At 75.3% G+C, this 13,957-nt stretch carries 2 protein-coding genes; both read right to left on the bottom strand.

Annotated elements, in window-relative coordinates:
• Positions 1-69: 69 nt before the first annotated feature.
• Positions 70-1,371, bottom strand: a complete 1,302-nt coding sequence (locus Sdia_RS05830) for an MFS transporter (protein WP_115068896.1) — start codon at positions 1,369-1,371, stop codon at positions 70-72.
• Positions 1,371-13,874, bottom strand: a complete 12,504-nt coding sequence (locus Sdia_RS05835; protein WP_189500091.1) for a non-ribosomal peptide synthetase — start codon at positions 13,872-13,874, stop codon at positions 1,371-1,373. The genes Sdia_RS05830 and Sdia_RS05835 overlap by 1 nt, the downstream gene beginning before the upstream one ends.
• Between the last annotated feature and the right edge of the window lie 83 nt (positions 13,875-13,957).

Below are 13,957 nucleotides of genomic sequence, written 5' to 3' on the forward strand. Positions count from 1 at the left end.
GACACGCGGGAGAGGGGGGCCGCCCGTCCGACGGCCCCCCTCGTCATCCCGCCACCGTGCCGTACGCGGTCACTCCCCGCCGGGCGGTGTGGTGGCGGAGGGTTCCGGCGCGGGAGCGGTCTCGTCCTCGGACGGGGTGAAGCCGCGCAGGGTCGGGCTGAGAGTGGCGACCACCGCGACGAGGGCGGTCCCCGCGGCGGCGGCGACGATCGCCCAGCGGGGGCCGGCCCACTCCATGGTCAGACCGCCGGCGAGGGGGCCGAGTGCCGCGGAGACGCCCGACACCAGTCCGATGATCCCGCTGAGCCTGCCCCGCAGCCGGTCGGGTGTGGTCAGCAGCTGGTACGTGCTGACCGCCGTGTTGGCGGTCGGGGCGAAGAAGGCCATGCCCGCCAGCAGCAGGCCCAGGAGGGGGCCGTCGGTCACCGTCAGGGAGACGGGCGCCAGCACCGCCATCGCCCAGAAGACCATCAGCACCGAGTGGCGCTGCCCGAGCAGCCGGTAGAGGCGCGGGGCGGCGAGGGCGCCCAGGAGGCCGCCGACACCGAACATCGCGGCCATCATGCCGATCTGGCCGGAGGGTACGTCGTCCTGCTGGGCGGCCATGATGATGACCAGGTAGACGACCTGGAAGAGGAAGTTCAACGCCACCGCGCAGCACGCCGTGACCCGGATCAGCCGGTGCCCCCAGACCCAGCGCAGTCCTTCCGCGGTCTCCTTCCAGAAGCCCGGCCGGCTCTCTCCGGACTCGGGCCGCGGCGGCTTGGGCAGCCGGATGAAGAGCAGCAGGCAGAAGGAGACCACGTGGGCGACGGCGTTGGCGGCGAACGGCAGCAGGTGCTTGACGCCGAAGAGGACGCCGCTGGCACCGGTGCCGAGCAGTTGCCCGATGTTGCTGCGTGCGTGGTTCATCGAGACGGCGGTGGCCAGTTGCTCCTCGGGGACCACGTGGGGCAGTGACGCCTCCTCAGCCGGGTCGTAGAGGGAGGCGCAGAGTCCGAGGACGGCGGCGGTGACCACCATGTGCCAGATCTGCACGGTGTCCTGCCAGATCGTCCAGACCAGCAGTCCGAGCACCGTGACCCGGGCGATCTCGCAGGACAACATCACCACCTTGCGGTTCCACCGGTCGAGCAGGGTGCCGGCCGGCACGCCCGCGACCAGTTGCGCGGTCGCGTTGACCGCGGCGACCAGCCCGGCCTGGGCCGGTGAGCCGGTCACCGCCAGCACCAGCAGGGGGAAGGCCATCAAGGTGGCGTTGAACCCGGCCTCGGTGAAGGTCCTGCTCATCCAGAGCAGGTTGTAGTCGCGGTTGCGCCAGAGCGGGCGGACGTTCCGCTCCGGGTCGAGGGTCCTCCCCTGGACGGCCATCACTCGCTCTCCCGTCGGGCGGCACCGGGCAGGGCGGCGCAGTGGCGGGCGAGGTCGCCGAGCAGCTCCTCGAAGAGCTGGGCGACCTTGGCCATCGTGCCCGGGTGGAAGACGGCCGTCGAGTAGTACCAGGTGAAACCGAGCCGGCCGTCCACCGCGCTGCCGACCACCTCCAGGAGGTGGGTGGCGATCTCCTCGGAGCCGGCGTCCTCGCCGAGGGCTCCGTGCTCCACCGCGATCAGCCGGCCGGAGCCGGACGCCGACTTGGCGGGAGCCGCGCTCTCGTACTGTCCGAGGTAGTTGAAGACCACCTCGGGTTCCGGGAGGGTGCGCAGCCCGGACGCCGGGGAGTCCTCCGGGGCGAGGTGGCGCAGGACGCCGTACCCCAGGCCGTCGCGGGGGACGGCGCGCAGGTCGCGGCGGACCGACTTCATCAGCCGGGCCCAGTCGGGCCCCGCCCCGTCCCGCGCGGGGGTGTCCGGGGGCACGGACAGGGCGACGGGGTGGACCGAGGTGAACCAGCCGACGGTGCGGGAGAGGTCGACGCCGTCGAAGATCTCCTCCCGGCCGTGGCTCTCCACCTCCAGCACCACCCGCCGGCGTCCGGTCCACCGGCCGAGGGCCAGGGCCAGCGCGCCGAGCAGTACGTCGGCGGCGCGGGTGCGGAAACGGGCGGGGGCCGTGCGCAGCAGCTGGGTGCTCTCCTCGCGGCCCAGGCGGATCTCCACGGTGGCGGCGGTGGCGGCGGAGTTGGGGCCCGGCCCGTCCACCGGCAGCGGCTCGACCGCCCCCAGGACATCCGCCCAGTGCGGCAGCTCGTCGTCGGCCGCGCCCTCGGCGGCGTGCTCCTGGAGCAGCGCGGCCCACTCCTGGAAGGAGGTGGTGCGGGCCGACGGGACGATCTCCTCGCCCGCCAGGGCGCGGTGGTATCCGCGTTCGAGGTCGTCCAGGAGGACGCGCCAGGAGACCGTGTCGACCACCAGGTGGTGGACGGTGAGGAAGAGCTGGTCCGGGCCGTCGCCGGTGGTGAACAGGACAGCCTTCAGCAGCGGTCCGCGGGCGATGTCGAAGCCGCGCTGGGCCTCGACGGCGCGTCGCTCGACCGCCTCCCGCCGCGCCCCGGCGGCCACCCGCGACAGGTCGTGGACGGCCAGCAGCTCGTCGGCGTCGGCCGGCGGTTCCTCGGCGACCCACTGGCGGCGGGCCCCCGCGCCGTCGGGCGTGAACCGGCTGCGCAGCGCGTCGTGGTGGGCCACCAGGGCCAGCAGGGTGCGGCCCAGTGCCTCCCGGTCCACCGGGCCGGCCAGGTCGAGCAGGGTCGACTGGTTGAAGTGGTCGGGTTGCCGGCGGGTGGCGAAGAACCACCGCTGCGCCGGGGTGAGGGCGACGTCCCCGCTGACCGGGCCGCGTGCCGCCGCCGGCGCCGCGCCGTCGTCGCCGGCCTCGACGACGCGCGAGAGTTCGGCGATGGTCTGGTGGAGGAAGAGGTCCTTGCCGGTCATCCGCAGCCCGGCCTCCCGGGCCCGTGCCAGCACCTGGATGCTGAGGATCGAGTCGCCGCCGATGTCGAAGAACCGGTCGGTGATGCCGACCCGTTCCAGGCCCAGCACCTCGGTCCAGATGCCCGCGAGCAGCCGTTGCAGCGGTGTCTCGGGCTCGACGTGGCCGGAACCGGGGCCGGCGACGGGGGCCGGGTCCGGCAGGGCGCGGCGGTCCACCTTGCCGTTGGGGCTGAGCGGCAGCTCGTCCAGGACGGCGTAGGCCGTCGGCACCATGTGGGAGGGGAGGACGGTGCTGAGGAAGGTCCGCAGCGCCGTGGGGACCGGCCGCTCGCTCCCCGGGGTACCGGAGGGGGTGGCGTACGCCGCGAGGCGCTTGTGCCCGGTGACCGGATCGGTGGCGGCGACCACGGTGACCTCGCCGACGTCCGGGTGGGCGCGGAGCGCCGACTCGACCTCCCCCGTCTCGACGCGGAAGCCGCGGATCTTGACCTGGTGGTCCTGGCGGCCGGTGAAGTCCAGCGTCCCGTCGGCCTGGAGGCGGACGATGTCGCCGGTACGGTACATCCGCTCACCGGGACCGCCGAACGGGGAGGCGACGAACCGCTCCCCGGTCAGCGCCGGGTTGCGTAGGTAGCCGCGGCCGAGGCCGGGGCCCGCGATGTACAGCTCGCCGTGGCAGCCCGGCGGGACCGGCCGCAGCCAGTGGTCCAGGACGTGCAGCCGGACCCCGGCGAGCGGCCCGCCCAGCGGCACGCTCGGGCTGCTCCCCTCGTAGCCGCCCGTGTGCAGGGTGGCGACCAGGGTGGTCTCGCTGGGGCCGTAGATGTTGCGGAAGCGGCGGCCGTCGGCGGACCAGACGGCGGCCAGGTGGGCGGGGCAGGCGTCGCCGGCCGCGCCCACCGCCCGTACCGTCGGCACGTCGGCCGGGTCGAGCGCGGCGAGCAGCGCGGGCGGGGTCATCAGCACGGTCGCCGACAGTCGCCGTACCTCGGCGGCGAGTTCCTGGCCGCTCTCGGTCCGGCCGAAGCAGAGGGTGGCGCCGGACATCAGGGTGCAGAAGATGTCCGAGACCCCGCCGTCGAAGCTGAGCGAGAGATGCTGGAGCAGTCGGTCGCCGGGGCCGATGCCGAACCGCTCGGCGAAGTCGGCCACCGTGTGGCAGAGCGAGCGGTGCGGGATCATGATGCCCTTCGGCCGCCCCGTCGACCCCGAGGTGTACACGACGTACGCCAGGTGGTCGGGGCCGGCCGGCCCGTCCGGGGCGGTGGCGGGCAGGCCCGCGATCCGCTCCTGGTCGCGGTCGAGCAGCACGGTCGCCGCGGGGGCCGCCGTCAGCCGCTCGCGCAGCCGGTCCAGGGTGAGCAGCACCGGGGTGCGGGTCTCCTCGGCCATGGCGGCGAGCCGCTCGGCCGGGTAGGCGGGGTCGAGCGGGACGTACGCGCCGCCCGCCTTGACCGCGGCCAGCGCCGCCACCACCGCGTCGGCCCCGCGCGGCAGGCAGACGCCCACCAGGACGTCCGGGCCGACGCCGCGCTCGCGCAGGTGGTGGGCGAGCCGGTTGGCGCGGGAGTCCAGCTCGGCGTAGGTGAGCGTCAGTTTGCCGTCGACCACGGCGGGGGCGTCGGGGGCCCGGCGGACCTGCTCGGCGAAGCGCGCGGTGGCCGTCGGGTCCTCGGGCGGCGCGACCGGCGCCCCCGTTCCGGCGCGCCGCAGCGCCGCGTGCTCGTCGGCGGGGAGCAGGGCGGCGGTGTGCAGCGGGCGGTCGGGCGCGGCCGTGAGCGAGTCCAGCAGGGTCCGCAGCCGGCCGGCCATCCGCTGGATCGTGGTGGCGTCGAAGAGGTCGGTGTTGTACTGGATGCCGCCCACCAGCGCCCCGTCCACCTCCTCGAACTGCACGGTCAGGTCGAAGGCGGTGCTGCGGGAGGGGAGGGCGAACTCCTCGATCCGCAGGCCGTCGAGTTCGGCGCGCCGCTGCGGGGTGTTCTGGAGCACCACCATGGCCTGGAAGAGCGGGGATCGGCTCGGGTCCCGGTCGGGGACCAGCTCGTCCACCAGCCGCTCGAACGGGGCGTCCTGGTGGGCGAGTCCCTCGACCACGGTGTTCCGCACCCGGGCGAGCAGGTCGTGGAAGCTGTCCCGCTCGTCGATGTCGGAGCGGACCACCAGGGTGTTGACGAAGAACCCGACCAGTTCCTCCAGTTCGGCCCGCTCGCGGCCGGAGGAGACGGTGCCCACCGCGATGTCGCGCTGTCCGCTGTGGCGGGCCAGCAGGAGCTGGCAGGCGGCGACGAGGACCATGAAGAGGGTGGCGCCGCGGTCGGCGGCCAGCTCGGTGATCCGGTCCGTCGTCTCCTCGGGGACGCGGAAGCCGAGCGTGGCGCCGTTCTTGGTCTGGACGGGCGGACGCGGGCGGTCGGTGGGCAGCTCCAGCGGCTCCAGCCCGGCCAGTTGATTCCGCCAGTAGCCGATCTGCTCGTCGGCCACCGGGCCGGTGAGCCGGTCGCGCTGCCAGCGGGCGAAATCGGCGTACCGCAGGGGCAGCGGGGGCAGTTCGGGCTCCCCGCCGCGGCGGCGGGCGGCGTACAGGGCCTCCAGGTCGCGGGCGATCACGGCACTGGACCAGCCGTCGGTGACGATGTGGTGGACGCAGAGAGAGAGGATGTGGTCCTCCTCGCCCAGGCGCACCAGCGCGGCCCGCAGCAGCGGGCCCTCGCGCAGGTCGAAGGGGGTCCCGGTCTGCTCGGCGAGCAGCCGTTCCAGGGCCTCCTCCCGGGCCGTGCCGGGGAGCGCGCTCAGGTCGGTGAGGGGCAGCGCCACCTCGGCGGGCGGGCGGATCCGCTGCACCGCCTGGCCGCGCACCTCGCCGAAGACGGTGCGCAGCGACGCGTGACGGGCCACCAGGCCGCTCAGCGCGTGCCGCAGCGCCTCCGGGTCGAGCGGCCCGCGCATCCTGAGGCCGGTGGGGGACACGTAGTCGGTGCTGCCGGGCTCGTAGGTGTCGAGGAACCACAGCCGCTGCTGGGCGAAGGAGAGCGGGAGCCCCTCGTCGCCCTCGGTCCGGGGGATCGGTCCGGTGGCCGGGCCGCCGTCCGTCCGTGTCAGGGCGGCGGCGAGGAGGGCCACGGTGGGGTGGTCGAAGAGCGCGCGCGGCGAGAGGTCGCGGTCGAGTGCGGCACGCAGCCGCGAGGTGATCCGGATGCTGAGGATCGAGTCGCCGCCCAGCTCGAAGAAGTCGTCGTCGACACCGACCTCCTCGACCTCCAGCGTCTGCGCCCAGACCGAGGCGATCAGCTTCTCGACGGGGGTACGCGGTGCGACCCGCTCCTCGCCGGTGGCGCCCGCCGCGGCCGTGGCGGCCAGCGCCCGGCGGTCCACCTTGCCGCTGGGGGTCAGCGGCAGGGCGTCGGTCAGCGCGAAGCGGGCCGGTACGAGGTAGTCGGGGACCCGGGCGAGCAGCGCCCGGCGCAGGTCGCCGCCGGTGGTTCCGGCGGCCTCGGCGGCGAGGACGACGTGGCCGGTCAGCAGGGTGCGCCCGGCCTCCTGGCGGAGGCTGACCGCGGCCTGGCGCACGCCGGGCAGGGCAGCCAGCGCTCCCTCCATCTCGCCCAGTTCGACGCGGAAGCCGCGTACCTTGACCTGGTCGTCGGCGCGGCCCAGGAACTCCAGTGACCCGTCGGGCCGGGTACGGGCCCGGTCGCCGGTGCGGTACAGGCGGGCGCCGTGGGTGAACGGGTCGGCGACGAAGCGGCCGGCGGTCAGCGAGGCCCGGCCCCAGTAGCCGCGGCCGACGCCCTCACCGCCGATGTACAGCTCGCCCTCGACCCCGGCGGGGACCGGGGAGAGGGTGTCGTCCAGGACGTGCACGCGGGTGTTGGCCAGCGGGCTGCCGACCGGGACGAAGGCGGCGCCCTCCAGCGCGGCCGGGGAGGGGGTGAGCACGGTGGCGTCGATGGTCACCTCGGTCGAGCCGTAGGCGTTGACCACCTCCGTCTTCGGGCCCACGTGGTCCAGCAGCCGCAGGCAGTCCTGGGTGCGCCAGCCCTCGGAGCCGACCGAGAGGAGCTTCAGCGGCGGCAGTCGCCGGCCGCGTACGGCGGCCTCGGCGACCAGTGCGTCGGCCAGGCCCGGGACCAGCTCCAGGCCGGTGCCGCCGACGGACTCGATCAGCTCCAGCAGCCTCGGCGGATCGGTGACCACGTCCTGGGGGCAGATGGTCAGGGAGCCGCCGAAGGGGACCGAGCGCAGCAGGTCGGCGAAGAACAGGTCGACCGAGAGGCTGGTGACGGAGACGAAGTCGAGGCGCTTCTCCGAGAGGTGGTAGCGCCGCTCCCAGGCGTCGAGGATGTAGCCGAGCTGCCGGTGCTCGATCATGACGCCCTTGGGGCGGCCGGTGGAGCCGGAGGTGTGGATGACGTACGCGAGGTCGCGGGCGTCGGCCGGCGCCGGTTCGGCGGCGGGCGGCTCGTCGTCGGCGGTGCCGTCCAGGTCGAGGACGGCGGTGGCGGTCTCCAGGCCCTCGGCGGCGCCGGCCCACACGTCGAGGTAACCGGTCCGGGTCACGACCACGGCCGGTCGGGTGTCGGCGACGATCTGGGACAGCCGCTTGGCGGGGTGCCCCGGGTCCAGCGGGACGTAGGCGGCACCGGACTTGAGGATGCCGAGCACCCCGACGGCCATCTCGACGCCCCGCCCGCACATCAGCGCCACCAGGGTGCCGGGGCCGGCGCCCCGGGCGGCCAGCCGCCGGGCCAGTGCGTCGGTGCGCTCGTCGAGCTCCCGGTGGGTCAGGACGGTGTCGCCCGAGCGGACGGCGGGGGCGTCGGGGGTGCGGCGGGCCTGCTCCGTGAAGAGCAGGTGGACGGGCCGGTCGGCGGGCCTGCGGTGGACCGGGCCGCTCGCCCGGCTCAGCAGCTCCTCGCGCTCCCCCTCGGGGAGCCAGGGCAGCGCGGACAGGGGCCGGTCGCTGTCGGCGGCGGTCTCGGTGAGCAGCACCTCCAGGCGCCGCGCGAGGGCTTCGGCGGTCGCCGCGTCGAACAGCTCCGGGTCGTAGGCGATCTCGCAGTGCAGCCGGTCGTCCTGGTGGGCGGTGAGGGCCAGCGGGTAGCTGTTGGTGTCGACGGCGTCGACCTCGCCGATGCGCAGCCCGTGCTCGGTGGCGCCGCCGTCCTGGAGCGGGTAGTTCTCGAAGACCACCAGGCTCTCGAAGAGCGGTGTGCCGGACGGCACCTCGCTCAGCGACTGGATGCGGGAGAGCGCCGTGTGCTCGTACGGGCGGGACTCCAGCTGTTCGGCCTGGAGGCCGCGCAGCCACTCCCCGAGGGAGCGGCCCGCCTCGACGCGGGCGCGTACCGGCACGGTGTTGATGAAGAGGCCGATCATCGACTCCACGCCGGCCAGTTCGGCGGGGCGCCCGGAGACGGTGGCGCCGAAGACCACGTCGCGGGTGGCGCCGTGGTGGGAGAGGAGCAGCGCCCACACGCCCTGCACCACGGTGTTCATGGTGACCCGGTGCCGGCGGGCGGCGGCGGTCAGCCGGGCGGTCAGCTCCGGCGGCAGGGTGAAGGAGAGGGGGACGGCGGAGCTGGCGCGGTGCGCCTGGGCGGGCCGGCGGTCGTAGGGCAGCGGGGTCGGCGTGTCGTAGCCGGCCAGCCGTTCGCGCCAGTAGGCGTCCGCGGCGTCCGGGTCCTGCCCGGCCAGCCACTCCAGGTGGTCGCGGAAGGGGCGGGCGGTGGGCCGCGGCGGCTCCTCGCCCCGGCGGAGCGCGGCGTAGGCGGCGCCCGCCGCGGAGAAGAGGGCGGCCGCGCTCCAGCCGTCGAGCACCAGGTGGCTGGAGCTCCACACCAGCAGCACCTCGTCGTCGGCGGTGCGCACGAGGGAGATCCGGGTCAGCGGGGCCGCCGTCAGGTCGATGCCGCGCGCCTGGTCCCGCGCCAGCAGTTCGCGGACGCGCCGCTCGCGCTCCTCGGCGGTCAGGGCACGCCAGTCGTGCGACTCGACGGGGAGGTCCACCTGCCGGTGGACCACCTGGACCGGCTCGTCCAGCCCTTCCCAGACGACCGAGGTGCGCAGCGCCCAGGTGGCCTCGACGGTCCGGCGCCAGGCGTCGGCGAAGGTCTCCGGGTCGTCGACGCCCCGCACGGGCAGCGCCATCTGGTTGACGTAGGCGTCCGAGTCCGGGTCCATCAGCCGGTGGAACAACATGCCCTGCTGCATCGGCGTGAGCCGGGCGATGTCCTCGACGTGGCGCCCGTCTCCGGCGAGCCGGTCGACCTCGGCCTGGGTGAGGCGGGCGAGGGGGAAGTCGGAGGGGGTGCGGCCGCCGGCGTCGGGCGCCAGGCAGTGCGCGACGAGTTCGCCGAGCGCCGCCACGACCTCGGCGGCCAGCCGCTCCACGGTGGCCGGGGCGTGCACCTGGTCGGAGTAGAACCAGGTGAAGGCGAGCCGGCCGTCCTCGACGACACCGACGACGTCCAGCAGGTGCGGGCGGACCTCCCCGTCGGCGAGCCGGTCGGCCAGACCCTCCAGGCGCCCCCGGAGCAGGCCGTCGGAGGCGGCGCCGGACTCGAAGCGGCCGTGGTAGTTGAAGGAGACCTGCGGCAGCGGGTCCGCCGCGAGGACACTGCCCGGGGTGCCGGGGGCGCTCAGCTCGCGCAGGGCGCCGTAGCCGAAACCGTTCTGCGGTACGGCGCGCAACTGCTCCTTGACCGAGCGGATCACCGAACGCCAGCCGTCCCCGGTGTCCGGACGGAGGGCGACCGGGTGCATGGCGGTGAACCAGCCGACGGTGCCGGCCGGGTCGCAGGCGGGCACGGCGGCCTCGCGGCCGTGGCCCTCCACCGCGAGGACGACGCGCTCATGGCCGCTCCAGCGGCCGAGGACGGTGCTGACGGCGCTCAGCAGCAGGTCGTTCACGCGGGTGCGGTAGACGGCGGGGACGCGCTGGAGCAGCGACTCGGTGAGCCGAGCGTCGAGTTCGGCGTGCGCGGTGCGCAGCGACCCGGCGGTGTTGGCGCCGTCCCGGTCGACCGGCACCTGTTCGCCGCCGCCCTCGAAGACCTGGGCCCAGTAGGCGGCTTCGTGGTCGAGCCCGCCCGAGGCGACGTGGTCGCGCAGGGCGAGGGCCCACTGGCCGAAGGAGACCGGGGGAGCGCCCAGGTCGGCGGGGCGGCCCTCGGCCAGCAGCCGGTAGGCCCGGTCCAGCTCGGCCAGAAGCAGCCGCCAGCTGACCCCGTCGACGACCATGTGGTGTGCGCTCAACAGGAGTTGGCGCCCCACGCCGGGGCCCTCGTCGAAGAGGACGGCGCCGAACAGCGGCCCCGTCTCCAGCCGGAAGCCGCCACGGACCCGCTCGGCCGCGCGCTCCCGGGCGGCCTGCCGTTCGCCGGCCGGTACGGGGGTCAGGTCGAGGTGGGTGAGGAGTTCGCCGGTGGCCTCGGGGACCGGCTCCTGCACGCGCTCGCCGTCGCGCACGGTGAAACGGGAGCGGAGCGCGGGGTGCCGCTCCGCCAGGGCCTGGACGGCGCCGCGCACGGCGGCGACGTCCGCGTCCGGGTCGAGCCGCAGGTACACGGACATGGTGACGCGGTCGGGCGCCGTCCGGTACGTCTCGTGGAACCAGCGCTGGATGGGGGTGAGCGGGGCGGGGCCCGTGGCGACGGCGGCCTCCGGCTCCCGGCCGGCGTCGGCGGAGGCGTCGGCCGCGGCGGCGAGCTGCTCGACGGTCTGCCGCAGGAAGACGTCGCGCGAGGTCAGCCGGAGCCCGGCGGCGCGGGCCCGGGTGGCGGTCTGGATGCTGAGGATGGAGTCGCCGCCGAGGTCGAAGAAGTTGTCCTCCACCCCCACCCGGTCCACGCCGAGCAGTTCGCACCAGATGGCGGCCAGCGTCTCCTCGGTGGGGGTGCGCGGCGCGGTGCCGCCCGACTCGGCGGCCGGGTACTCGGGGGCGGGCAGCGCCTTCCGGTCGAGCTTGCCGTTGGCGGTCAGCGGCAGCGCGTCCAGCAGGACGACGGCGGCGGGCACCATGTAGTCCGGCAGGCTCGCGGCGGCGTGCTCGCGCAGCGCCCGGGGGTCCGGGGCGTCGCCGGGGGCGGGCACCGCGTAGCCGACCAGCCGCCGGTGGCCGGCCTGGTCGCGGTGGACGGCCACGGCCGCGCTCGCCACGCCGGGGTGGCTGTGCAGCGCGGACTCGATCTCGCCGAGTTCGATGCGGAAGCCGCGGATCTTGACCTGCTGGTCGGAGCGGCCCGCGTACTCCATCGAGCCGTCGGGGCGCAGCCGCACCAGGTCTCCGGTGCGGTACATGCGGGTGCCGGGCGGGCCGTAAGGGTCGGCGACGAACCGTCCGGCGGTCAGCGCGGCCTTGCCCAGGTAGCCGCGGGCGAGGCCGGGCCCGGCGACGTACAGCTCGCCGGTGATGCCCTGGGGGACGGGCCGCAGGCCGTTGTCGAGGACGCGGGCCGAGAGGTCCGGGATGGGGCGGCCGATCACGCTGCGGCCGCCGAAGCGCCCGGCGGAGCCGGCGTCCAGCGGTATCCGGGTGACGTGCACGGTGGTCTCGGTGATGCCGTACATGTTGACCAGCACCGGGCCGTCCGGGTGCCGTGCGTACCAGGGGGCGAGGCGGCCGAGGTCCAGGGCCTCGCCGCCGAAGACGACCCGGCGCAGCGCCGACAGGTCGGCGCCTTCCTCGCCGGCCGAGGCGGACGCCTCGTCGGCCTCGATCAGCTGGTAGAACGCGGACGGGGTCTGGTTGAGCACGGTGACCCGCTCGCGTTCCAGCAGCCGCAGGAAGTCCTGCGGGGAGCGGGAGGTGGCGTGGTCCACGACGACCAGGCGGCCGCCGTGCAGCAGCGGGCCCCACAGTTCCCACACGGAGAAGTCGAACGCGTAGGAGTGGAAGAGGGTCCACACGTCGTCCGCGCCGAAGGCGAAGTCCTGTGCCGTCCCGGAGAAGAGGCGCACCACGTTCCGGTGCGGTACGACGACGCCCTTGGGCAGCCCGGTCGAGCCCGAGGTGTAGATGACGTACGCGGGGTGGCCGTCGCCGAGCGGTGCGCGGCGTTCCGCGTCGGTCAGGGCGCCGGCCGGGAGCCGTGCGGCGGCCTCGCGGGTGGCGGGCGCGTCCAGTTCCAGGACAGGCAGTTCCCCGGTGGGCAGGGTGGGAGCCACCTCGGCGCAGGTCAGCAGGGCGTCCGGGGCGGAGTCGGAGAGGATGTGGCGGACCCGGTCGGCCGGGTACTCGGGGTCCAGGGGCACGTAGCAGCCACCGGCCTTGACCACCGCGAGCAGCGCCGTCACCAGGTCGGCGCCGCGCGGCAGAGCCACCGCGACGCGTGACTCGGGTCCCACGCCGCGCTCCACCAGCAGTCGCGCCAGCCGGTCGGACCGCTCGTCCAGCTCGCGGTAGGTGAGGGTGGCCGGGCCGTCGGTCAGCGCGCCGGCGCCGGGGGCGCGGGCCGCCTGCCGGGCGAAGAGCGCCGGGAGCGTGTCGGCTGCCGGCGGGGCCGGGGCGTGGACGGCCTCGCCGAGGGCCAGGACGCGCCGCTCCCCCTCGGCGTCCAGCAGCGGCAGGCGGGCCACCCGGGTGCCGGGCGCGGTGGCCACCGCGCCGAGGACCGAGGCCAGGTGGGCGGCGGTCCGCCGGGCGGTGGCGGGGTCGAACAGGTCGGTGGCGTACTCGAGGGTGCAGCGCAGCTCCGTCTCGCCGCGGTCCTCGAACTCCACGGTGAGGTCGAAGTTGGCCGCGCCGCGCGGCACGGTGTACTGCTCGACGTCCAGGCCGGGCATGGCGGGCGCCGGACCCGCGCCCCGCTGGAGCACCAGGAGGGTCTGCACCAGCGGCGTGCGGCCGAGGTCGCGCTCGGGCCGCAGCGCCGTGACGACCTCGTCGAAGGGCAGGTCCTGGTGGTCGAAGGCGTCCAGGACGGTGTCCTTGACCTCGTCCAGGAAACGGGTGAAGGGCTGCCGCTCGTCGACGGCGCTGCGCAGCACCACCGTGTTGACGAAGAACCCGGCCATCCGCTCCAGTTCGGGCTGGTCGCGCCCGGAGGCGACGGTCCCCACCGCGATGTCGGAGCTGCCCGTGTACCGGGCCAGCAGCACCTGGTACGCGGCGACCAGCACCGTGTAGAGGGTGCAGCCGTGCTCCCGGGCGAGCCTGCGCAGACCCCGTGTGACCTCGCCGGGCAGGTCGAGGGAGCAGGTGGCGCCGGCCCCGGTGCGCAGTTGCGGGCGCGGGCGGTCGGTGGGCAGTTCCAGCGGCTCCAGCCCGGCCAGCGTCCGCTCCCAGTAGGCCAGGTGCGCGGCCTGGGCGGGGCTGTCCCGGCGGGCCCGCTGCCAGGCGGCGACGTCGGCGTACTGGAGGCGGGGCTCGGGCAGGCCGCTGGGGCCGCCGGTCAGCCGCGACCGGTAGAGCTCCGCCAGGTCGTCGAGGAGCACGCCCATGGACCAGCCGTCGGTGATGATGTGGTGCGCGCAGACCACCAGGACGTGGACCTCCGCCGACTCGCGGATCAGGAACGGCCGGAACGGCGGGGCCTCGCGCAGGTCGAAGGGGATCTGGACCTCGGACAGCAGCAGCGCGTCGAGGCGCGCGCGCACGGGGCCGTCGCCGTCCGGCAGGTCGATGACGCGCAGGGGGAGCGGGCCGGGCTCGGCGACCCGCTGCACCGGCTCTGCGCCGTCCGCGGCGAAGGTGGTGCGCAGCACCTCGTGGCGGGTGGTCAGGTCGGTGAGCGCGGCGCCGAGGGCCGAGGTGTCCAGCGGACCGGTCAGGCGCAGGGCGGCCGCGCTGTTGTACTCGGCGCCGCCCTGGCCGAGTTCGCCCAGCATCCACAGGCGGCGCTGGGCGGTGGAGACGGGCAGCGGGGTGCCGTCTCTGGGCAGGGTGGGGATGCGGTTCTCGGACTGGGTTCCGCCGCCCGCGAGCCTGCGGCGCAGCTGCTCCTGGAGGTGCGCCGGCAGGGCTGCGACGCGGTCGTTCTGCTGGTCAGGGACGGTCACGTGGGCTCTCCGTGGGCTGTGGTGCGGGAAGTTTCCGGGGGCGGGCAAGGGGGGGCGGCCGGACGCCGCCCGGGCGTCCGGCC

This window comes from Streptomyces diastaticus subsp. diastaticus (genome assembly GCF_011170125.1).
Taxonomy (GTDB): domain Bacteria; phylum Actinomycetota; class Actinomycetes; order Streptomycetales; family Streptomycetaceae; genus Streptomyces; species Streptomyces diastaticus.

Excerpts from the sequence above, each read along its gene's own strand:
- Sdia_RS05830 (WP_115068896.1), bottom strand. The coding sequence starts at position 1,371 with ATGGCCGTCCAGGGGAGGACCCTCGACCCGGAGCGGAACGTCCGCCCG.